The sequence below is a fragment of the Vreelandella halophytica genome, assembly GCF_968193635.1.
Window position 1 is genome coordinate 2,661,035 of record NZ_OZ309107.1, and the last position, 19,262, is coordinate 2,680,296.

The window sequence follows — 19,262 nt, forward strand, 5'->3', positions numbered from 1 at the left end:
GCCATGCGTAGAACGCTACTGACCTCGCTGACCCTTCTCACCGCGCTGCCGCTGACCGCCCAGGCCCAGGACGAAAGCCGCGAGCTTCGCCTGGTGGTGCCGCCCTGGCCCGGCGTGACCGTCAAGACCGAGATCCTCTCGCAACTGATCGAGCCGCTGGGCTACACCACCGAGACTCAAGAACTTAGCTCGACGGTGGGTTACAACACGCTGCAGCGCGGCGATAGCGACGCCTTTCTGGGCGGCTGGCTGCCCGCTCAGCAAGAGAGCTATAACGCCACCATGGCCACCGGCACCATCGTGGATCTGGGCAACAACGTGGAAGGCGCGCGCATGGGCTTCGCAGTGCCGGGCTACATCGCCGATGAAGGCATCACCAGCGCCGAACAGTTGGCCGACCCGGAGATCGCCGAACGTTTCGAACGGCGCATCTACAGCATCGAAAGCGGCTCCACGGTCACCGAGATGTTCGAAAATGCCCAGGACCACGACATCTACGGCCTCGCCGACTGGTCCGTGCTCTCCTCCTCCACGCCGGGCATGCTCAGCGAAGTCGCCAGCGCCAACAATGATCAGCGCTGGATACTCTTCTACGGCTGGACCCCGCACTGGATGGTGCCGGAGTATGACGTGCAGATTCTCGACGATCCGCAAGGTGTTTTCGGCGATCGCAACGGCGGTAACGATGTGAATACCATCGTCGCTAAAGAGTACTTCGAGGCAAACCCCAACATGGGCCGCCTGCTCGATCAGTTCACCTTCACAGCCGACGAGCAGAGCGAGTACATCAGCGCCTACAGCCTGGAAGAGCGCGACCTGGAAGAGGTGGCGAGCGAGTGGCTTGCGAACCACCCCGAGCGCGTCGCCACCTTTCTGGACGGCGTGACCACTTTTGATGGAGAAGACGCCCAAACCGCTTTCGAGGAGCGCCCATGAGCCACGATACCCTGACCGAGCAAGAGATTCGCGACGACCTGGCCGCGGCGTATCAGCTGATTGCAATGGAGGGCATGGACGACAATATCGACACGCACCTCTCGGCGCGCCTGCCCGGGGAGCGCTTTCTGCTCAACGCCTACGGGCTGCGCTTCGACGAGATACGCGCCGATAACCTGGTCATCGTCAACGGCGATGGCGAGGTGCTCGACGACCCGACGGGGCTGGGCATCAACCCGGCGGGTTTCACCATCCACAGCGCCCTGCATGACGCCCGCCCGGAAGTGCACTGCGTGCTGCATACCCATACCGTGGCCGGGGTGGCGCTGTCGTGTCTCGAGGAAGGGCTCTTACCGCTCAACCAATGGGCGCTACAGTTCTATAATCGGCTGAGCTATCACGCATTCGAGGGCATCGCGCTGGATCTCGACGAGCGCGAGCGCCTGGCTTCTGACTTGGGCGGCAACTCGGCGATGATTCTGCGCCAGCACGGCCTGCTGACCTGCGGGCAAAGCGTGGGTGAGGCGTTTCTGCGCATGCGCGATCTGGAGCGTAGCTGCCGAGCGCAGCTGGCCGCCCAGGGTACCGGGCAAGCCTTGATTCACGCCTCCAATGAAATGGGCGAGCACGTTGCCCAGCAGTTCGAAGCGTGGGCCGCCGGCCCGGCCGGCACCGGCCGCGCCTGGCAGGCCCAGCGGCGCCGGCTGGAACAAAGCGGGCGTTAACGCCCGCCTTGCCCGGCGCTTGACCGCCGGGCAAAGCCGCGGGGCGCGGCGATGCGGAAAAACCGCTCGACCACGCTCGCTTCCACGGCCGGTGTGACAAGCGAGACCGCCACGAACACCGGTAGATTGAGCATCAAGCCCCAGAAACCGGCGTGAATCCCCAGCGGATGCGACCAAAGCGTCGTGAACGCCACCGTGATGACGAACCCCGCCAGAATCCCCGCCATGACGCCGAGCTTCGAAGCCCGCGGCCAGAAGAACATGCCGATGAACGCCGGCAGCACCTGGGAGGCAAAACCCAGGCCCACCAGCAGGATCATTACCAGGCTTCCCGGCTCGGCAATCGCCAACGGGGCGATAATGAAGGCCATGACCGGCAGCAGCAGCCAGCGGGCCAGCTTCGCGGTGAATGCATCGGAAAGTTTAAACAGCGGCTGCAAAACATCCTTGGTGGTCGAGAGCGCCACCGAGTGGATGAACGGCTCGCTCGAGGACATCGAGGCGGCCAGCGTCCCCGCGCCCAGAAGCCCGACCAGCACCACCGGCAGGTTCGCCATGGCGTACTCCAGCACCACGGTGTCGGCCCGGGCCAGATCCGGCAGCGAGTAGATACCGATGAAGCCGACCACCACCATGGGCAGGATAACCACGTAGTAGGTCGGAAGCCAAGTGGCGCTTCGCCGAATCGTGCGCGCCGATGACGCGCACATCCACTGGGTCCACACCGGGGGCATGAACGAGAACATCGAGACGATGATCGAGGTGGTCCAGAAGCTGAAGCTCATGTCGCCGCCGGCCCCAGGCAGCGTAAGAAACTCGCCGTGATCCGCCTGAATACGCTCGAACACATCGGCAAGATTCAAACCACCGGTCGCACTGTGTACCGCCCATAGCCCGACCGCCCAGGCCACCACCAGCATGAGCGCGCCCTGAAAGGCGCTGGTCCGGCCGATGGCACGCTGGCCGCTGACGTAGAGATACACCGCAATGCAGGCAAGCACGATGATCGCGCCGAGCCAAACCGGTATGGCACCGCCGCTCATCACGAATAAAATGTAGGCCGAGCCCACCGTTTGCAGCACCGCGTAGGCGACAGACCCCACCGCCATGACCAACGCGGCCAACGCGCCCAGAGCCGGGCTCTGGTAGCGATCCGCAATGGCGCTTGCTTGGGTCACGTGACCAAACTGCTCACCGAACTGCCACACTTTTGGGCCGAAGTACCAGGCCACCAACGCCAGATACGCGAGATAAATCGCCACGTAGAACACCGCCACGCCCTTGGAATAAGCCCAGCCCGGCGCGCCCATGAAGGTGTAGGCGCTCACGCTGCCCGCCGCGATCAGTAAGTAAAGCGTGACCGGCCCCATGCTGCGCCCGGCCACGCCCCACTGCTCGAGGGTATCCATGCGGTGGCCGGCGCGCGCTTTCAAACCGATCGTCATGGCGATGGCGACGTACCCAAGCGTAATGACCAGCGGCCAAAAACTATTCATGGCCATCCCTCTCGACGACCCGGTTGCCCGCAAGCATCACACCTACGCAGGCGAAGATGACCCCGTAGCTCCACACGATCAAAAGCGGCACACCCAGCACAAGCGCGGCGTGATTGAACAGACCGATGACCGGCCAAGTACCGGCCATCACCAGAAGAATAAAGGCGATCAGTAGCCCCCACCCTGCCCGGGAGGTAGGTAAGACGAACGGACGACGCATGGCAGTTCCTTTTGAATTGTTCGATGACATGGCAGTTATTCACGATTTATGAGCGATTGGTGGCCAGCGCACGGGAAGCGCCAATGCGGTTTCCAGCTGATAGGCCAGTTTCAAGACCCCGTGATCGCTGAAGCGCGGGCCGACCAGCTGGACGCCGATAGGCATTCCTTCCTGGCTGTAGCCGGCATTGAGCGAAAGCGCCGGCTGTTCACCCATGTTCCAAGGCACGGTATAGGCGATATGCTCGAAGGGCCGGCGGGGGTCGTCGGTCGGCGAGGGCCACTCGGCGGGAAAGGCGACGTTGGGGGTGGTGGGCGAGATGACGAAATCCACCCTGTCGAAGACGGCTTCGCTTGCACGGCGCATCACCATGGTCTGTTGAAAGCCGTTCACCGCGTCCAGCGAGGTCGACGCCTTGGCCGCGTTTGCCCATTGGGTAATCGCGGGCAGCACTTGGGCGCGAGCCTCGTCGTCAAGCTTGTCGAGCTCGCTTTGCTGACGCGCCTGCCAGAAGCAGTCCAGACCGTCGAGCATCTCGCGGGTCAGCACGGGATCAACCGGCATCAGGGTGGCGCCGCGCGCCTCCAGCAGCTTGGCAGCGGTGGTGACCGCGGCCTCGATCTCCGGCTCGAGCGGAAGCCCGCAGCCCGCGTCCATCATGACACCGATACGCAGGCCGTGCAGATCCAAGGAGAGATCCTGCCAGTCGATGTCCTCCGGTGGCAGGCGCATGGCGTCGCGTCGGTCGGTACGACTCATTGTCGGCATGACCAGAGCGACGTCTTCGACACAGCGCACCATGGGACCGGCGCAGCGTCCCACGTAGTAGGGGTCGATCGGAATACGGCCAAGGGTCGGCTTGAAGCCCACGACGCCGCACCATGCCGCCGGCAGACGCACCGAACCGCCGATATCCGTGCCGATATGCACCGGCCCGAACCCCGCCGCCGCCGCCGCGCCAGCACCGGAGCTAGAGCCACCGGTGTTGCAGCTCAAGTTCCAGGGGTTACGGGTTAGCCCGTGAAAGGAAGAGAGCCCCGAGGAAAGCATGCCGAAGTCCGGGCAGGTGGTCTTGCCAAGCAAAACCGCCTGGGCCTCGTTCAACCGCGCGGCGGGCGGAGCGTCCTCTGTTGCCGGCGTTTGATCGCCAAGGCCTGTGCCCACCGGGATGGGCTGGCCGCGAGTGGCCACCAGTTCCTTCAACGTGACCGGCACGCCGTCGAGCGCGCCCAGATGCTCACCTTTCGCCCAGCGCGCGCTGGAGGCGTTGGCCGCCTGCAGAAAGTGCTCCGGAGAATAGGCATACAGCGCGTTGAGGTGGGGCTCAAGGCGCTCAATGTGATTGATCAGTGCACTGGCGACCTCGCTTGGCGAAAACGTCTTGTCGCGGTAGCCGTTCAACAGCTGGGTAGCCGTCAATTGATGAAGCTCAAACATGCCGTCGTCCTTCGCGTTGTTATCGACGTTTCTAGAATGGCGTTAGTCAGCGCTACATACTATTTCAATTTATACGCCGGCGTGTCCACTTTTTGTGTGCACGATCAACGCGATGGACTATCGTGCGCCTGAAGCGCCTCGGCGAGTCGAGAAAGGCAGGCTTCGACGGCGAAACTTCGCGTGCGGTGACGAAAGACGCAGAGATCCATGCGCGCCGGCTCCAGCTCGTCCGGGGCAAGTGGGACGCTTGCGAGCTCGCCCTGCCGACACTCCCGGGCAACCGCCATGGGCGGCAGAATTAGCACGCCGGCGCCGTTCAGGGCCAGCGCTTTCTGCGTTTCGAGCGAGGCGGTAGCGAAAGTCGGCATGAGTTTGATACCCGCCCGGTGGGCGCTTCGCTCGAGCGCTTGCCGGGCCCCGAAGGACTCCCCGGGCAGGATGATGCGGTGCTCGGCCAGGCGCGCCAGCGTGATCTCGCGCTCGGCGGCAAGCGGATGACCAACCGCCATTACCGCATGGTGCTCGAGACGAGCACTCGCAAGAATGAGGATATCTTCGTGGCGCGGCATGAAAAACGAAAGGCCGATATCCGCACTGCCCAAACGTAGCCCTTCAACCATCTGCCCGGCGCTGGCAATCTTGATATCGAAATTGAGCCGCGGATAGTGCTGGCCCATATCGGCGAGTGCCGGCGCCAGCAACCCTGCGACCACGCCTTCGGCGACCTGCAGGCGAACCCGCCCGGTACGCAAGCCCTTGAGATCGGCAATGTGTTCCTGTACGCGCTCCAAGTCGCGCAGAGTATGCTGCGCCTGGGCGGCTAAAAGCTCACCCGCCGCGGTCAGGCTGATACCGCTGGGCCCGCGTTCTAGAAGCGGCGCCCCCAGCTGATGCTCCAGCAGATCGATTTGGCGGCTGATGGCGGTGGGCGCGATATGCAGCATCGCAGCCGCTTGGCGCAGCGAGCGGCATCGCGCCACGGTATCGAAATAGTGCAACGCGCGGCCGCTGATCATGACGTTTCCTCGCTGTTTTCAACGTTTAACTGGCGCGCCATGATCGTTACCCTCTCCCCGGCGTAGGTGATTTGCTCGATTTCCTGCCAGCCCAGACGTTGGTAGAGCGCCTGCTGATCCGGCGTATAAAGATAAAAGCGCGCGATAGCGTTTTCACGCGCTTCGCGCTCCACGCGTTGAACCAGGCGCGAAGCAATCCCGCGCCCACGCCACTCGGGTAACACGTACACCGAGGCAAGCCAAGGCGTAAGCTCCGGCCGGCTTGTCACATCGTCGGCAATCAGGCTGGCGGTGCCTACCGCCACGCCGCTTGTCAGCGCCACGAACAGCGAGGGTACGCCGCACTTGCCGCACTCTTGGCGCGTCTCTTCGAGCGCCTCGGCAAACGTGCGCTCCGGGTGTAACTGTTGCCCCCAGGTGTCAAAGGTCCATCTCGCGATCACCGGGAGAAAAGGACTATCGGCGTTGAGCCGCTCAATAGTTAGAGAGTTCTGCATATTTCGCTCTTCAAGAGGGAGCACGCGCCAGTAACAGACGCCCGCCGATCAGAAAGAAGACTACCCCGGATACGCTTTGGATCCAGGTCCAGACCGGGGGCTTGCAAAGCCATCGCGCGACCTTGTCCAATGCCACAACCACGACACTATAAAAAATCAGCGCAACAAGCGCATGGCTCACCCCCATACCCAAGCCCCCTAGCCAATAAGCGTCAGCGCTTTGAGCATCCAGAAACTGCGGAAACGCCGCGACGTAAAAAATGGCCGGCTTAGGATTCAACAGATTGGTCAGCAGCCCCTTCAACACTAGCTGCGCTTTACCCGTTCTGGGCGTGGGGCGCTCGCTGGTGGATGGAACCTTCAAAGGGGCGCTTTTGAAAGCGTTACCCAGCGCCTTCACTCCCAGCCAGATCAGATACGCCGCACCCGCCAGCTTGACCAAGGAAAACAAGGCGGTGGACGCTAGTATGAGCGCTCCCAACCCGACAAGCGCCAAGCTTGCGTGGATCAGAATAGCCACACAAAAACCCAACGTTATTAAAAGACCCGCGCTGCGCCCTTGAGAAGGTGTGGCCTGAAGCAGTAAAAAAAGATTTACCCCGGGGGACACCACGACCAGCGTGACGATGAAGATAAACAGAAAATAGTCGTTGAGCGTCATCAAGAACTCCTCTTAAAGCGGTGAACGCACGAGCGCATGGCCCTTTTACGTATTCTGCCTTACGAACTCGAAGGTCTGCGGGTGCTGCGCGCAGTAAAAAACGTAGATGAGTCCGCACGCGCCCCAATCCAGGTTCGCCTCCTCCTCGGAGTCGATCTGCACAAAGAACGTCATGGGCGCCTGGCAGTGCGGGCAATCGGGCACGTGTTCGCCCTGTAAATAGTGCGGATAGCCGCCGCGCCAGCTCTTTAGCTCATCGAGACAGCCCGCCCGCGTCGTGGCATCGTTCAGCGCCTCCCAAGGGCTTTGCGGGTCGAGCTCGCCGCAAAGGGTCTCGGCTTTCGGCGAGTGAGTATAGAGCCCTTCCCAGTCCGGCAGCACGCGCACCGTCTGCGTGGTTACCCGACAGGGCGTGGTGGCATCAACATCGACGCAGGGTCGCTCCAGGTGGGTCTGTTTCGCACTTTCGGGCGCCTTGAACCACTGCGCGTGCCAGAGGCCCCGGTCGCGCGGGTCGTCTCCGGCGGGCAGGCAGTGATGGCAATAATAGAAGACGAACATGGCGTTCGCCGAGGCATCGAACAGCTGCAAAATGAACGAGAGCGGCTGCTCGCAGAGGCGGCACATGGGCCACGCGGTATCTGCCTCGGCGTAAGGTGCGCCGCCGAACTTGCTCTCGAGCGAAGGCTCTTTCATGGCCGGGTCGGCGTGGGGCGTCACTACCTGCGCGTTTTGGATCAGCGGGGCGAGCAACGTGTCGAGTCGTTCTCTCATGGGCGGCTCCGGGCATCTATTAGGCGACTCTAACCTAAAACCCGCCGAGCGATAAGCGCCCCGGTTCGAGCCATCGTCTATTGGTGTGCTTAAGGCAGCAAAAAGCCGGGCAGTCGCCCGGCTTCACGTTCTTGTATCGAAAAGCGGTGCGTTAGCGCTCGCTTAGAACATGGTGTTTTCGTTGGCGGACTCTTCCGGCACGATTTGGATGACGTCCCAATGTTCGACGATCATGCCGTCTTCCACGCGGAAAATATCGACCACGGCTTCGCCCGGGTCGTCCTCGCCGTTGGTGGAGTGTACGTGCAGCCAGACCAGATCTCCGTCGGTGGCACTACGGGTGATATCCGCGTGGGAATCCGGGTTCTCTTCGAAGAAGTCCGAGAAGTAGGAGACGAAAGGCTCCTTGCCATCCGGCACGCCGGGGTTGTGCTGGATATAGTCGTCGGCCACGACCTCTGACGCCTCGTCGGTTTCGTGGTCGTTGAAGAAGCGCTCGTAGAACTCGACGACCAGCTCGCGGTTGGCCTCCTCGGCCTCCAGGTCGCGCTCACCGGTTTGGGCAAATGCCGCACCGCTTACTAGAGAGGCCGACAACAGCAGCGCCGCGGCCGGTAAAACGCTTTTTTTGAGCAACATGGGGGTGTCCTTTTTTCTGTTAGTAGCCAACGGTAAAGCGTTGACGGATATGCTCGGGTTTTTCCAGCTCGTCGACCAGCGCGATGGCGTAGTCTTCAAACGAGATGCGGCTGTTGCCGTCGCCATCGACGAGCAGCTCATCCTTGCCCAGGCGGAAGTGGCCGGTGCGCTCACCGGGTTCGAACTCCGCCGAGGGCGACAGGAAGGTCCACTCAAGATCTCCCGCTTGCTGGAGTTTTTCAAGAAATATCGCGCCGCTTCCGGCTTCCGGCTTGTAGTCATCCGGGAAGTCAGGCTGGTCGATCACGCGCTGGTTGGGCCCCACCAGCAAGCTGCCGGCGCCGCCCACCACCAGGTAGCGCTTGACGCCGGAATCCTTGACCGCGCCGATCAGCGTGTCCGGATCGCTTGTCGAGAACGGCACCGCGCTGATCACGGCATCGAACCCCGAGAGCAACCGGGCGAGAGCGGCGCGATCGTCGGCGTCGCCCTGCACCGCTTTAACGCCGTCCAACGTGCTGATCTTATCGGGGTGGCGGGCAATCGCCGTGACTTGATGGCCGCGCTCGACGAGTTCTTTCAGGATGCGTGAACCGGCGTTACCGGATGCGCCAACAAGAGCTACCTGTGCCATTTGAAACCTCCACGTACGTGCTCGATGGTTTTATCAGCATACCAGGTCTACAAAAAAGACCATAAACCGATCATAATCCACCGCCGGATCGAACCACAAGAAGTCACTTTTTACTTACCAGGTCACCCTACGCTGACCATGGAGTCACGACAGACCATGCCCAACACGAACGCCTCGACTACCGGCTACGTCTTTGAACAGCCCTGCCCTATTCGCGATGTGCTGGACCGTATCGGCGATCAGTGGAGTCTACTGGTGCTGGAAGCGCTCGAGGTACGCACGCTGCGCTTCAACGAACTTGGCCGCGAGATTGGTGATATCTCGAAACAGATGCTTTCCAAAACCCTCAAGCATCTGGAGCAGGACGGCTTTATCGAGCGTACGCTCTACCCGGAAGTACCGCCGCGAGTGGAGTACCGGCTGACCCCGCTCGGCCACTCGTTTCTGGCACCGATGAAGCAGCTCGTGGGCTGGGCGGATACCCATCACCAAAGCATCTGCGAAGCGCGAGCGCGCTACCAGAGGGGATGAGTCTCACAGAGTAAACGGACGTCGAAAGCATCCGCCATAGGGAACCCCGCTTAACGATCGACCGGGGGCTTTAACATATCGATATGCAAGATGCCGTCTTCGTCGTAGGCCTCCCCCACCGTTTGAAAGCCCAGCGATTCGTAGAAGGTAGTGAGATAGACCTGCGCGCCGATACGAATGCCCAGGCCCGGGTAGCGCTCTTCGGTGAAGCGAATCGCCTCCGCCATCAAGGCGCGCCCGTACTGGTGGCCCCGGTACGCCTGGACGGTCATCACCCGCCCAATCGAAGGCTCGGCGAATTTATCCCCCGGCCCCACCAGGCGAATATAGGCGGCAAGCGCCCCGTCGAGCGTGGCGCGCAGATGCCACGCCAGCGGGTCGAGCGCGTCGATCTCCTGATAGGCGCAGGCTTGCTCGACCACGAATACTGCCTCGCGTGCGCGGGCGATCGTGTAAAACTCGAGGGTGCTTAGCTCGTTGAATCGTGCCCAGTGAAAACGTAGCGCCATGAAGGTTTTTATCCCGATGTCGGTTGAAAGATCTCAATCGATTATAGCGACACCGCCCAGCAAACCCCACAGACAACCATTGGCCAAAGCCTGTTCCTGCAAGGCCAAGGCGCCTTCCTTCCCGGCCAGTGGCACCGCAACCAAATCGCTGGCTAAAGCCTGCTCCTACAAGGCCTGGCTAGCTTCCGGTCGGCGGCCGATGCATAGGGCCATGAAGAGTAGATATCGGCTATCGCCAAACTGCTTTACGATCAATTATCATTAACGCTCTAAGTCATTTTTATGCGCCACCGTCTCGCGGTCGTGTAGGCGATTCATAACGGATCAACGATGCCACGAAACCCTCGATATCCCCGACTAACGACCTCTCTCTGGCGGCTGGCGCTGGTGCTTGCTTCGCTTTGGAGTACCACCGCCCTCGCCCAGCAGCGCGACCCAGGAATGACGACGGGAGGTACCGTGCTGAACGACGCGCCGGAGAGCTACCACTTCGAGCGCTTCAACGTGGCAAGCGCCGACAACGAGCGCCGCTGGCGCGTCACGCTGGGTATTCCGACAGAAAGCGCTCCCGAAAACGGGTTTCCAGCGTTCTGGATGCTCGACGCCAACGCCGCGCTGATGGAGTTCGATACCGCCCTGCTCGACTCCCTCGACGAGCAGGGCGTTCCACCGGTATTGGTATTCCTCGGCTACGACAACGACCTGCGTATCGACCGCCGACGGCTACAGGACTACACCTTTATCACGCGCGCCCTGGAGGACGGCGAAACCCCGCCGGAGTACCCAGGCGGCGGCGCCGATGCCTTTCTGGAGGTAATCGAGGGCCAGGTTCGCGCGGAGATCGAAAAGCGCGTGGCCACCGACCCTTCGAAGCAAACGCTCTGGGGCCACTCGCTGGGCGGGTTGTTCGTGTTACATACGCTGTTTACCCGCCCTGACGCATTCACCACCTACGCCCCGGGTAGCCCATCGCTTTGGTGGGCCGACGGCGCCCTGCTCGGCCAGCCACAGCGCGACTTCACGACCCGCTACGCGGGCCAGCCGGTACGGGTGCTGCTGAGTCTGGGTGGCAGCGAGCGCGAACGCGATCACAGCCACCGCGACCTGAGCGACCCGCGCGTGCAGGCGCACATCCAACGCATTTCGAGTGTGGCGCCGGACGCCCCGGAAAGACTGGCCGAGCGCCTCGACGCCATGGACGGCATCACGGCAAGCTACCGCGAATTTCCGGGCATGGGCCACGGCCAAACCTTTCGCGCTTCGCTGATGGATGCCCTTCATCAGATCACCGGCGTCGCCATTATCGACGCGCCGCGTTAAACACCCGCTACTCTTTCCGCCCGCCGGCCTGGCCTATGGCGGGGCGCCTTGCCAGCTAACCCACCCGCCAGCGAAGCGGCGCCGTGTCCTCAAGCACGCCCGTCTCATCCCAGTCGTCCCACCCGGCGAAGGGGATCGGCCGCTCCTGGTTAAGCTTTTGCACGCGCTCGGCCCAGCGCTCTTTGCACCTTTGTAGATGTTCGACCAGCGCATCCTGTTGTTGATACTCGATACCGCCGCCCTGTACCCCAAAACTCACCTGGGGCGCCAACACCTCGAACCCCACGTAGTAGAGCGAGGAGTGAATCGGCCAGAGCCAGGCGGCCATGTCGCCTGCCCGGCCAAAAGGCTGGAAGGCGTGTCGGGGTGAGCCGGCGGTAACCGAGAGCAGCGCACGCTTGCCCTTGAAGTAGCCTTGGTCGTAACGCATCCGGCTGGTGTAGCGCCCCCCGTAAACCAACACACGATCGAACCAGCCTTTCAAAATGGCCGGCTGGGCGTGCCACCAGAGCGGAAATTGAAAAATCACCAGGTCCGCCCACTCGAGCCGGTCGAGTTCGCGCGCAACCTCCGCCGGTAGCGCCTGTTGCTCGTAGTGCGCGCGCTGTTCATCGAGCGGGGCGAAAACCTCGTCACCGTGGCGCCCGTAGTGTTCGGCGCGCTCGACCGGGTCGAAGCGCTCGGCGTAGAGGTCGTTGACCTCGACCGTATGCCCCGCGCTATGTAGCTGATCAACCGCGGTGTCGATCAGCACGCCGTTGAACGAGCGCCGCTCGGGGTGAGCTGAAATGATCAATACGTTCATGTCCAACCTTCGCTGTCACTGAGTAGAGTGACAGGCTAACCTGTTCGTATTTGCCGCCCCATTCCCTAAAAATGACAAGTGGATTTGCATGAATGCACAGCAATTGAAGTGGGATGACTTACAGGTGGTGCTCGCCGTCGCCTCACAGGGTTCGCTCTCCGGCGCCAGCCGAGCGCTGCACGTTAGCCACGCGACGGTATTTCGTCGGCTCAACGCGATTGAAAAGCGTCTGAACGTCACCCTGTTCGAGCGCCATCGCCACGGCTATACCCCAACGCTTGCGGGTGAAGACCTGGCGGCCACTGCCAAGCGGGTACAATATGAGGTGTACGGCGCCGAACGACGCGTCGTCGGCCAGGATCTCACGCTTTCGGGCACGCTACGTATCACCACCACCGACACACTGTTCGCCGGGCTTTTAAGCCCGGTGTTCGCTGCGTTTCGCAAGCGCCACCCGGACATCGACCTCGAAGTGGCGATCTCCAACCAGCGCCACAGCCTCTCGCGCCGGGAAGCGGACATCGCCATCCGCCCCACCCGCACGCCGCCGGAAGCGCTGGTCGGGCGCCCGCTCGGCGAGGTGGCCCTGGCAGTGTATGGCCAGCGCACGCGCTGGCAGGCAACGCCCACCCCACGCCCGCCCGGCGCCCTACTCGATGAGTGCTGGGTAGGCCCGGACGTTCACATGGGCGACGCCGTTCTGGAGGACTGGATGAAGGATAAAAACGCCGCCTACCGGCTGGATAGCCTGCTGGGCATGCAATCAGCGGTACGCGAGGGTGCTGGCATAGCGGTACTCCCCTGCTACCTGGGCGACGGCGATAGCGCTTTGGTACGCTTGAGCGATCCCATCGAGGCGCTCGCAACGCCGCTTTGGCTGCTAACCCACCCGGATCTTCGCCAGGTAGCACGCGTACGCGCTTTTATGGAGACGGTGACGCAAGCAATCCGGCGCACGTCTGTTTATAGTTGAGCGCCTTTTAGCCGGCGTAAAAGCGCGTCCAGCCCCATAGCAAAAGTAACGCGAAAAGCAGCCAGACCAGGGTGGCCACGGTCAGGGTTCCGGTCAGGGTGAGCCGGTAGCTTACGTAGTAGATGGCAACGAGATAAGCTGCGTAGGGAATCAGCGAGCAGAGCCCGAACAGCGCCGTGGTGCGCAGATCCGCCATGCCGCGCTCGGAACCTACGATGTAGTGGGCAATCAGCGCAAAAGTGGGAAACAGCGGCACCAACCCGGCGATGAAAAAGCTTTTGGTGCGCGACAAAAGCGCAATGAGCAGCACCGCCAGCGCCCCAAGCAGACATTTCAACAAAAGCGCCATCGCGCGTTACCTCTCGTTTTCCTGGGTGTCGTTTTCCTGGGTGTCGTTTTCCTGGGTGCGCTGATCAAGACTTTCCAGCATCTGCTTGAGCAACGCATCGAGCTCGCCGCGTTGCGCATCATCCAGGCTGCTGACCAGCGTCTGCTGCGTTTCGACGTGAGCGGTCACGGCGGCATCGATCAGCGCAAAGCCTTCAGTTGAAAGTGAAATCAAAAAACCGCGCCCGTCGTCCGGGTTTTTGACTCGTTCGACGAGCCCCGCTTTTTCGAGCTGCTGAATCCGATGGGTCATGGTGCCCGAGGTCACCATGGTCGAGGCCATAAGATCGCTTGGTGAAAGCGCGTAGGGTGGGCCTTCGCGCCGGAGCGTGGCGAGCACGTCAAAGCTCGAGTCGCTCAGCCCAAACGCCGCCCAGGTGGGTTCCATGGCGCGCATCAGGGCATTATGCAGCCGCTTGAGTCGGCCAAGCGTGCCCATGGGCGCCACGTCCAGGTCCGGGCGCTCTTGCTGCCACTGTTTGAGTATTTTATCGACGTGATCCATACGCCAAGCTTACGTTTTTTTATCTTGACGTCAAGGTAAAACCCCAGATACCTTGATATCAAGATACTTAACCAGAGGCTTGTCATGCAGCGAACCACCTCTTACCCAGCCGCCGTCAGTGCGGTCACTTCGAGCCGCCTCGTGCCGCTTGCCTATTTGCTCGCCGGCGGCATGCTGCTGGGGCTTTCCACCAACCTGGCCAAGCAGGCCGGGGAAATGGGCATTTCACCGTTAGCGTTTCTGTTCTGGTCGCTGGGCGGCGCCGCGTTTTTGCTGCTCGCACTGGGCGCGATGCGTGGGCGGCTGCCGCCGGTCAACGCCCGAACGCTGGAGTACTACACGGTGTCGGCGCTGGTCGGCGTGGCGGGCTCCAACCTGCTGTTCTTCTCGGCGATCGCGCATATCGGGGCGGGGTTCGTGGCACTCATCATCACTTTGCCGCCGCTGCTCACCTACCTGGGCGCGCTGGTTTTAAAGATAGAGCGCTTCCAGCTTAGCCGCGGCCTTGGCGTGCTTTTGGCGCTGGCCGGGGCGATGACGTTGGCCGCACACAAGGTGGCCGCCCCGGATGCCGACGTGCGCTGGGTGTTGCTGGCCCTGCTCGGCCCGGTGCTACTCGCCGTGGGCAATCTGTACCGCACGCTGCGCTGGCCCGCGGGAGTCTCCGGCGAGGCGCTTGCCCCGGGTATGCTGGTCGCCGCCGTGGTGCTTTTGCTGGGAGTGAGCCTGCTGCCCGGCTTCTCGCTTGGGCTGCCCGCTCTGCGCCCAGGCGTGGTGGCGTTGATGGCGCTGCAAGCGGCGGTTTTTGCCGGCCAGTTTTTGCTGCTCTTTTTGCTACAAAAAAGCGGCGGCCCGGTGCTTTTAAGCCTGCTGGGCTCCGTCGGGGCGCTGTTCGGCGTGCCGGTGGCGATTTTTCTGCAGGGCGAAAGCGCCCCGCAAGGGTTGCTGGCCGGCGCGCTGCTAATCGGCGGAGGGATCGCGCTGCTCAATTTAGGTAAAGCCAGGTCGCTTTCCTGAGTTCGGTTATCAACCAGGAAGGTTTTGAGGATGAGAAGGGGCGTTCAGAAAACCGGGCGCTCCATATAATGGGTGTTATCCTGGGTTTTACGGATATGAAACCCCATGCGCTCGTAGAGCGCCCTGGCCGGGTTGATGCAGAACACCCGCAGACGCAAGGCAGAGACCCCCTCTCGCCGCGCTTTATCATGAGTGAAGCGGATGGCCGCCGCCCCCAGCCCCTGGCGCTGCCATGTTGGAGCAATCTGCAGCTCGCGAATGTAGTACGCATGGTCGTCGCGGTTGATACATAAAAGCCCCACCGGACACGTGTCGATCACCAGTTGATAGCTTTCGAGCTCGCGCCAATCACGATCGAACACGGCGTCGTCCCAGTGCATGTCGAGCCGCTTGTAATAGCACATCATGTTGTGCTGAATGAGCCGTGAAGCAAACGCCTTGTCGCGGGTTGGCTGAAAGAGCGGCGTCATGGGATAGAGTGTCCTTGAACGGCCTGAACGTTAAAGCGCCCCGTTATAAGATGAGCGCTCTTTCTTGATCCGCTATACTCCCTAATAGCAAAGCCATAGCGAAGGATGATTGATGAACAACGTATCCATGGAAACAAAACGCCGCTATCAGGCAAAAGTAAGGCGTTCCAATTATCAGGCGAGTATGGCGCTGGAAGGAATCACTGTCGATTATCAAGCACGCAAAGCGAATAAAGCCGAGGTGTTAGCGAAATATGGGAAGCATAAAGCTCGCTGATGGATAAATACGGCACCGGGCAGGATCCTTATTGCTATACGGGTACCGGTGTTCTGCGCAATAAGCTGGAGATTATCGATGCCGAGGAGCTCGAAGCGGCAGAACTTGAGCTTTCCCTGATAAACGCTGACAGCATTGAGCTTTCATCGCCCCCCTACGATTTCGAATATCTAAAACATCTTCATTACCAGCTTTTCAATGACCTTTATCGTTGGGCGGGTAATGTCCGTACCATTGATATCGCCAAGGGCAATACGCGATTTTGCAATGTCAATCGCATCCCTCCCGAAGCAGAAAAGCTTTTCGCAAAACTGGCAGAGCAGCATTACTTTGCAACGCTCAACAAAGCAGATCTCATATCGGCCTGTGCCGAGTTGTATGGTGATCTAAACGTTTTGCATCCCTTTCGCGACGGCAACGGTCGCGCCCAAAGACTGTTTTTCGAGCACCTGATCATCAACTGTGGTTATCAGCTTTCGTGGCATCATCTCGAACGCAGTGAATGGATTGAGGCCAATATCGCAGGTGTTCATTGCAACTATCGGCCTTTGGCATCCCTCTTTGAGCGCTGTATCGGCTCACCTCTGCCGAGTTGACCTGCTACCTCAACTGAAACGGATACACCGAGCCGATCTCGAGAAGCTGCGTGAGCTCGTCGAGGGCGGTGAGCGACTCACGAGCAAGCTGCGGGTCGGCGAGATCTTCCGCGGCCAACCGGTCGCGATAGTGGTGTTCGACCCAAGCGCTAAGATCCTCGAACAGCGCGGGCGTGAGCAGCACGCGGCCATCGATCGCGTCGCGTTCGACCTCGGAAAGCACCACACGCAAGCGCAGGCACGCGGGGCCGCCGCCGTTTTGCATGCTCTGCTTGACGTCCTTGACGATGACCTCGCTGATGGGGTTGTAGCCCGCCAGAATCAGATCCTGAAGCGGCCGCCATACCGCCTCGTTTTCCTGGCACTCGCCGGGCACGACCAGGGTCATGGTGCCATCCGGGTTGGAAAGTAGCTGCGAGTTGAACAGATACGAGCTCACCGCGTCGTCCAGGCTGACGGCCTCCTGGGGCACGCGCACCGCAATCAAAGGCGTGGTCATTTTGGCGCGTAGCGCGTCGAGCGTCGCCTCTTCGTCCAGAAACGCCATCTCGTGGTAGAGCAGTACGGGCCCGTTGCCCACGGCGATCACGTCGTTGTGGAACACGCCGGCATCGATGGCGTCCGGGTGCTGCTGGGCGAACACGGTTTGCGCCTCGCCCAGGCCGTGCTGGCGAGCCACGGCCTGGCTCGCCTCCAGCGTTTGCCGCGCCGGGTAGCGGCCAGGCTCGCGCTCGCCGCCGAACGCCTTACGCCCGTAAACGAACAGGTGCACGCCGGGTTCGCCGTACTCGCCGCAAAGCCTGGTGTGATTGGCGGCGCCCTCGTCGGAAAAGGCCGGCGTGGCGGGCAGCGCCGGGTGATGGCTAAAGTGGCGCTCATGGGCAAAAATCGAGCGAAGCACGCGCCCGGTGGTGTCGGGCTCCAAAAAGCGGTGAAAGCTCGACTGCAGGTTGGCCGGGGTAAAGTGCGCGCGGGCGTCCGGCGAATCCATACTGGGCGTGACGGTGGCGGCGTTGGCGGTCCACATGCTGGAGGCCGAACAGACGGCGCGCAAAAGCTGGGGGGCATCCCGCCCGGCGCGCGCCAGCACCTCGCCGTCGCTTCCGCTAAAGCCCAGATCGCGCAGCGCGCCGACATCCGGGCGCTGCTGGGGCGGCAGCACCCCTTGGGCGTAGCCAGCCTCCATGAGCGACTTCATCTTCAAAAGCCCCTGCAGCGCGCCCTCTTTGGGGTTGGCCACGTGGCCTTCGTGGCGCTTGGAGGCCAGATTGCCCGCCGCCAGCCCGGCGTAGTTATGGGTGGGGCCGACCAGGCCGTCGAAATTGACCTCGCGAACATCCGCCTGGCCGTGGCTCATAGCGTGACTCCTGGCGGCAGGGTCTCTGGCATCTCCAGCGACTCGGCCTCCATCGAGGCCACCGGGTAGGCGCAGTAGTCCGCCGCGTAAAAGGCGCTCGGGCGGTGATTACCGCTGTCGCCTACGCCGCCAAAGGGCGCATCCCCGGAGGCGCCGGTGGTCTGGCGGTTCCAGTTGACGATCCCCGCGCGAATGCGCAGCAAAAAGTCGTCCCAGTCCGCTTGGTCGCCACCAATTAGCCCCGCGGAGAGCCCGAAGCGGGTGTCGTTGGCAAGCGTGATCGCCTCGTCCCAATCACCGTAGCGGTGAATTTTCAAAAGCGGGCCGAAGTGCTCCTCGTCGGGCACATCGAGCCCGGTCACGTCGATCAACGCCGGGCTCAAAAGGCTGGTGTTCTCTTCCAGGCGCTGCATTCGGTTGATCACCCGGCCGCCCAGCGCCTCGAGGCCACTTTGGGCCTCGAGCAGGCCGTTCGCGGCGGCAACGCTTACAAGCCCCGCGTAAAACGGCGCCGGATTCTCTTCAAAAGGCCCGGCCACGTGCAATTTCTCGATTGCCGCGGAAAGCGCCGCTACCAGCCGGTCGCCGGCCTCGCCTTGGGGCACGATCAAACGCCGGGCGCAGGTGCAGCGCTGCCCGCCGGAGAGAAACGCGGATTGCAAAATGGTCAATACGGCGGCGCGCTCTTCCTGCACGTCCTTGACCACCAGCGGGTTGTTGCCGCCAAGCTCTAAAGCCAGGATTTTATCCAACTGGCCGGCAAACTGCTGGTGCAGCAGGCCACCGACCTTGGCGCTGCCGGTAAACAGCAGCCCGTCGATATAGGCGCTGCCCGCCAGGGCCTGACCCACGTCCGCCCCGCCCTGCACCAGGTTGATGACCCCGTCGGGCAGGCCCGCCTCCAACCAGCACTGCAGAGTCAGGTCCGCGGTCAGCGGGGTCTGCTCACTGGGCTTGAAGACCACGGTGTTGCCCGCCAAAAGCGCCGGTACGATATGTCCGTTGGGAAGATGACCGGGAAAGTTATAGGGGCCGAACACCGCCATCACGCCGTGAGGGCGATGGCGCAGCACGGCCTTGGCGCTGCCGACTTCCTTCTCGCGCTCGCCGGTTCGCTCGGTGTACGCCCGGGCAGAGAGCGCGACCTTACCGACCATCGCGCCGGCTTCGGTACGCGCCTCCCAAAGCGGCTTGCCGGTTTCTGAAGCGATCGCCAGGGCGAGCTCTTCGCTGCGCGACTTGAGCACCTCGGCGAAACGCTCGGTCAGCGCGCGGCGCGCCTCGAAGGGCGTGCGCGCCCAGCCGCCAAAGGCCTGGCGCGCGGCCGCGACCGCTTGCCCGACCTGGTCGGTACTTGCGCCTTCGCCTTGCCAAAGCGTTTGCCCGCCGACCGGGTCTCGTTTGGTCAAGGCCGCGCCTTCACCGGCCTGCCACTGGCCGCCAATCATCTGCTGCGCTTTGGCGTTCAAAGAAGATGAGG

At 62.0% G+C, this 19,262-nt stretch carries 24 protein-coding genes; 8 read left to right on the forward strand and 16 right to left on the reverse strand.

Features of this window, described 5'->3' with window-relative positions:
* The first annotated feature begins 3 nt into the window (after positions 1-3).
* Positions 4-936 carry a glycine betaine ABC transporter substrate-binding protein gene (locus tag ACWHXT_RS12290; protein ID WP_447956047.1) on the forward strand — a complete coding sequence of 311 codons (933 nt, stop codon included), beginning with the start codon at positions 4-6 and terminating at the stop codon, positions 934-936.
* Positions 933-1,661 carry a class II aldolase/adducin family protein gene (locus ACWHXT_RS12295; protein WP_447956048.1) on the forward strand — a complete coding sequence of 243 codons (729 nt, stop codon included), beginning with the start codon at positions 933-935 and terminating at the stop codon, positions 1,659-1,661. The genes ACWHXT_RS12290 and ACWHXT_RS12295 overlap by 4 nt, the downstream gene beginning before the upstream one ends.
* On the opposite strand, the gene ACWHXT_RS12300 is transcribed toward ACWHXT_RS12295, so the two are convergent.
* The 9 genes from ACWHXT_RS12300 to ACWHXT_RS12340 all read right to left on the reverse strand — a co-directional run bounded on the left by ACWHXT_RS12300 (position 1,658) and on the right by ACWHXT_RS12340 (position 9,035).
* The gene (locus ACWHXT_RS12300; RefSeq protein WP_447956049.1) at positions 1,658-3,157 is read right to left on the reverse strand and encodes a sodium:solute symporter family protein; all 1,500 of its coding nucleotides are present in this window, start codon (positions 3,155-3,157) and stop codon (positions 1,658-1,660) included. The genes ACWHXT_RS12295 and ACWHXT_RS12300 overlap by 4 nt on opposite strands.
* Complete coding sequence (locus ACWHXT_RS12305; protein WP_447956050.1) at positions 3,150-3,377, reverse strand: hypothetical protein; 228 nt, start codon at positions 3,375-3,377, stop codon at positions 3,150-3,152. Before ACWHXT_RS12305 ends, ACWHXT_RS12300 begins: the two co-directional genes overlap by 8 nt.
* A gap of 39 nt (positions 3,378-3,416) precedes the next feature.
* A complete protein-coding gene (locus tag ACWHXT_RS12310; RefSeq protein WP_447956051.1) occupies positions 3,417-4,814 on the reverse strand; it encodes an amidase in 1,398 nt (465 codons plus the stop codon).
* A gap of 104 nt (positions 4,815-4,918) precedes the next feature.
* The gene (locus ACWHXT_RS12315; protein WP_447956052.1) at positions 4,919-5,830 is read right to left on the reverse strand and encodes a LysR family transcriptional regulator; all 912 of its coding nucleotides are present in this window, start codon (positions 5,828-5,830) and stop codon (positions 4,919-4,921) included.
* Positions 5,827-6,327: a GNAT family N-acetyltransferase gene (locus ACWHXT_RS12320; protein WP_447956053.1), complete on the reverse strand. Its 501-nt coding sequence runs from the start codon at positions 6,325-6,327 to the stop codon at positions 5,827-5,829. The genes ACWHXT_RS12315 and ACWHXT_RS12320 overlap by 4 nt, the downstream gene beginning before the upstream one ends.
* A gap of 10 nt (positions 6,328-6,337) precedes the next feature.
* Positions 6,338-6,988, reverse strand: coding sequence for a LysE family translocator (locus ACWHXT_RS12325; RefSeq protein ID WP_447956054.1), 651 nt, complete (start codon positions 6,986-6,988; stop codon positions 6,338-6,340).
* A 45-nt stretch (positions 6,989-7,033) separates the two neighbouring features.
* Positions 7,034-7,762, reverse strand: a complete 729-nt coding sequence (locus ACWHXT_RS12330; protein WP_447956055.1) for a DUF1963 domain-containing protein — start codon at positions 7,760-7,762, stop codon at positions 7,034-7,036.
* Positions 7,763-7,924: 162 nt separating this feature from the next.
* On the reverse strand, positions 7,925-8,401 hold the full coding sequence (locus tag ACWHXT_RS12335; RefSeq protein ID WP_447956056.1) for a nuclear transport factor 2 family protein: 477 nt from the start codon (positions 8,399-8,401) through the stop codon (positions 7,925-7,927).
* A gap of 19 nt (positions 8,402-8,420) precedes the next feature.
* On the reverse strand, positions 8,421-9,035 hold the full coding sequence (locus ACWHXT_RS12340; RefSeq protein WP_447956057.1) for an NAD(P)-dependent oxidoreductase: 615 nt from the start codon (positions 9,033-9,035) through the stop codon (positions 8,421-8,423).
* 156 nt (positions 9,036-9,191) lie between these two features.
* Between ACWHXT_RS12340 and ACWHXT_RS12345 the strand changes: the two genes are divergently transcribed.
* Entirely contained in the window at positions 9,192-9,566 is a 375-nt protein-coding gene (locus ACWHXT_RS12345) for a winged helix-turn-helix transcriptional regulator (RefSeq protein ID WP_447956058.1), read from the forward strand.
* A 50-nt stretch (positions 9,567-9,616) separates the two neighbouring features.
* Here ACWHXT_RS12345 and ACWHXT_RS12350 read toward each other — a convergent pair whose 3' ends face one another.
* Entirely contained in the window at positions 9,617-10,075 is a 459-nt protein-coding gene (locus ACWHXT_RS12350) for a GNAT family N-acetyltransferase (protein WP_447956059.1), read from the reverse strand.
* 330 nt (positions 10,076-10,405) lie between these two features.
* On the opposite strand from ACWHXT_RS12350, the gene ACWHXT_RS12355 reads away from it, so the two are divergent.
* Positions 10,406-11,395: an alpha/beta hydrolase gene (locus tag ACWHXT_RS12355; RefSeq protein ID WP_447956060.1), complete on the forward strand. Its 990-nt coding sequence runs from the start codon at positions 10,406-10,408 to the stop codon at positions 11,393-11,395.
* A gap of 55 nt (positions 11,396-11,450) precedes the next feature.
* Here the strand turns inward: ACWHXT_RS12355 and ACWHXT_RS12360 are convergent, their stop codons facing one another.
* Entirely contained in the window at positions 11,451-12,200 is a 750-nt protein-coding gene (locus ACWHXT_RS12360; protein ID WP_447956061.1) for an NAD(P)H-dependent oxidoreductase, read from the reverse strand.
* Between the two features lie 88 nt (positions 12,201-12,288).
* Between ACWHXT_RS12360 and ACWHXT_RS12365 the strand changes: the two genes are divergently transcribed.
* Positions 12,289-13,173, forward strand: a complete 885-nt coding sequence (locus ACWHXT_RS12365) for a LysR family transcriptional regulator (protein WP_447956062.1) — start codon at positions 12,289-12,291, stop codon at positions 13,171-13,173.
* 7 nt (positions 13,174-13,180) lie between these two features.
* On the opposite strand, the gene ACWHXT_RS12370 is transcribed toward ACWHXT_RS12365, so the two are convergent.
* Together ACWHXT_RS12370 and ACWHXT_RS12375 are read right to left on the reverse strand one after the other, a co-directional pair.
* The gene (locus ACWHXT_RS12370; protein WP_447529457.1) at positions 13,181-13,522 is read right to left on the reverse strand and encodes a GlpM family protein; all 342 of its coding nucleotides are present in this window, start codon (positions 13,520-13,522) and stop codon (positions 13,181-13,183) included.
* Between the two features lie 6 nt (positions 13,523-13,528).
* Complete coding sequence (locus ACWHXT_RS12375) at positions 13,529-14,065, reverse strand: MarR family winged helix-turn-helix transcriptional regulator (RefSeq protein WP_447956063.1); 537 nt, start codon at positions 14,063-14,065, stop codon at positions 13,529-13,531.
* An 84-nt stretch (positions 14,066-14,149) separates the two neighbouring features.
* On the opposite strand from ACWHXT_RS12375, the gene ACWHXT_RS12380 reads away from it, so the two are divergent.
* A complete protein-coding gene (locus tag ACWHXT_RS12380) occupies positions 14,150-15,082 on the forward strand; it encodes an EamA family transporter (RefSeq protein ID WP_447956064.1) in 933 nt (310 codons plus the stop codon).
* Between the two features lie 44 nt (positions 15,083-15,126).
* On the opposite strand, the gene ACWHXT_RS12385 is transcribed toward ACWHXT_RS12380, so the two are convergent.
* Positions 15,127-15,552, reverse strand: coding sequence for a GNAT family N-acetyltransferase (locus ACWHXT_RS12385; protein ID WP_447956065.1), 426 nt, complete (start codon positions 15,550-15,552; stop codon positions 15,127-15,129).
* Between the two features lie 112 nt (positions 15,553-15,664).
* Here ACWHXT_RS12385 and ACWHXT_RS12390 point away from each other — a divergent pair, with 112 nt between their 5' ends.
* Positions 15,665-15,829, forward strand: a complete 165-nt coding sequence (locus tag ACWHXT_RS12390; RefSeq protein WP_447956066.1) for a YhfG family protein — start codon at positions 15,665-15,667, stop codon at positions 15,827-15,829.
* Entirely contained in the window at positions 15,829-16,425 is a 597-nt protein-coding gene (locus ACWHXT_RS12395) for a putative adenosine monophosphate-protein transferase Fic (protein ID WP_447956067.1), read from the forward strand. The genes ACWHXT_RS12390 and ACWHXT_RS12395 overlap by 1 nt, the downstream gene beginning before the upstream one ends.
* 4 nt (positions 16,426-16,429) lie before the next feature.
* Here the strand turns inward: ACWHXT_RS12395 and astB are convergent, their stop codons facing one another.
* Both astB and astD read right to left on the reverse strand, forming a co-directional pair.
* Positions 16,430-17,782, reverse strand: a complete 1,353-nt coding sequence (gene astB, locus ACWHXT_RS12400; protein WP_447956068.1) for an N-succinylarginine dihydrolase — start codon at positions 17,780-17,782, stop codon at positions 16,430-16,432.
* On the reverse strand, positions 17,779-19,251 hold the full coding sequence (gene astD / locus ACWHXT_RS12405; protein WP_447958040.1) for a succinylglutamate-semialdehyde dehydrogenase: 1,473 nt from the start codon (positions 19,249-19,251) through the stop codon (positions 17,779-17,781). The genes astB and astD overlap by 4 nt, the downstream gene beginning before the upstream one ends.
* Positions 19,252-19,262 lie beyond the last annotated feature (11 nt).

What these genes read in the sequence shown, in the direction of transcription:
- ACWHXT_RS12290 (WP_447956047.1), top strand. Translation starts at nt 4, where the DNA reads ATGCGTAGAACGCTACTGACCTCGCTGACCCTTCTCACCGCGCTGCCG.
- ACWHXT_RS12295 (WP_447956048.1), top strand. Translation starts at nt 933, where the DNA reads ATGAGCCACGATACCCTGACCGAGCAAGAGATTCGCGACGACCTGGCC.
- ACWHXT_RS12300 (WP_447956049.1), bottom strand. Translation starts at nt 3,157, where the DNA reads ATGAATAGTTTTTGGCCGCTGGTCATTACGCTTGGGTACGTCGCCATC.
- ACWHXT_RS12305 (WP_447956050.1), bottom strand. Translation starts at nt 3,377, where the DNA reads ATGCGTCGTCCGTTCGTCTTACCTACCTCCCGGGCAGGGTGGGGGCTA.
- ACWHXT_RS12310 (WP_447956051.1), bottom strand. Translation starts at nt 4,814, where the DNA reads ATGTTTGAGCTTCATCAATTGACGGCTACCCAGCTGTTGAACGGCTAC.
- ACWHXT_RS12315 (WP_447956052.1), bottom strand. Translation starts at nt 5,830, where the DNA reads ATGATCAGCGGCCGCGCGTTGCACTATTTCGATACCGTGGCGCGATGC.
- ACWHXT_RS12320 (WP_447956053.1), bottom strand. Translation starts at nt 6,327, where the DNA reads ATGCAGAACTCTCTAACTATTGAGCGGCTCAACGCCGATAGTCCTTTT.
- ACWHXT_RS12325 (WP_447956054.1), bottom strand. Translation starts at nt 6,988, where the DNA reads ATGACGCTCAACGACTATTTTCTGTTTATCTTCATCGTCACGCTGGTC.
- ACWHXT_RS12330 (WP_447956055.1), bottom strand. Translation starts at nt 7,762, where the DNA reads ATGAGAGAACGACTCGACACGTTGCTCGCCCCGCTGATCCAAAACGCG.
- ACWHXT_RS12335 (WP_447956056.1), bottom strand. Translation starts at nt 8,401, where the DNA reads ATGTTGCTCAAAAAAAGCGTTTTACCGGCCGCGGCGCTGCTGTTGTCG.
- ACWHXT_RS12340 (WP_447956057.1), bottom strand. Translation starts at nt 9,035, where the DNA reads ATGGCACAGGTAGCTCTTGTTGGCGCATCCGGTAACGCCGGTTCACGC.
- ACWHXT_RS12345 (WP_447956058.1), top strand. Translation starts at nt 9,192, where the DNA reads ATGCCCAACACGAACGCCTCGACTACCGGCTACGTCTTTGAACAGCCC.
- ACWHXT_RS12350 (WP_447956059.1), bottom strand. Translation starts at nt 10,075, where the DNA reads ATGGCGCTACGTTTTCACTGGGCACGATTCAACGAGCTAAGCACCCTC.
- ACWHXT_RS12355 (WP_447956060.1), top strand. Translation starts at nt 10,406, where the DNA reads ATGCCACGAAACCCTCGATATCCCCGACTAACGACCTCTCTCTGGCGG.
- ACWHXT_RS12360 (WP_447956061.1), bottom strand. Translation starts at nt 12,200, where the DNA reads ATGAACGTATTGATCATTTCAGCTCACCCCGAGCGGCGCTCGTTCAAC.
- ACWHXT_RS12365 (WP_447956062.1), top strand. Translation starts at nt 12,289, where the DNA reads ATGAATGCACAGCAATTGAAGTGGGATGACTTACAGGTGGTGCTCGCC.
- ACWHXT_RS12370 (WP_447529457.1), bottom strand. Translation starts at nt 13,522, where the DNA reads ATGGCGCTTTTGTTGAAATGTCTGCTTGGGGCGCTGGCGGTGCTGCTC.
- ACWHXT_RS12375 (WP_447956063.1), bottom strand. Translation starts at nt 14,065, where the DNA reads ATGGATCACGTCGATAAAATACTCAAACAGTGGCAGCAAGAGCGCCCG.
- ACWHXT_RS12380 (WP_447956064.1), top strand. Translation starts at nt 14,150, where the DNA reads ATGCAGCGAACCACCTCTTACCCAGCCGCCGTCAGTGCGGTCACTTCG.
- ACWHXT_RS12385 (WP_447956065.1), bottom strand. Translation starts at nt 15,552, where the DNA reads ATGACGCCGCTCTTTCAGCCAACCCGCGACAAGGCGTTTGCTTCACGG.
- ACWHXT_RS12390 (WP_447956066.1), top strand. Translation starts at nt 15,665, where the DNA reads ATGAACAACGTATCCATGGAAACAAAACGCCGCTATCAGGCAAAAGTA.
- ACWHXT_RS12395 (WP_447956067.1), top strand. Translation starts at nt 15,829, where the DNA reads ATGGATAAATACGGCACCGGGCAGGATCCTTATTGCTATACGGGTACC.
- astB (WP_447956068.1), bottom strand. Translation starts at nt 17,782, where the DNA reads ATGAGCCACGGCCAGGCGGATGTTCGCGAGGTCAATTTCGACGGCCTG.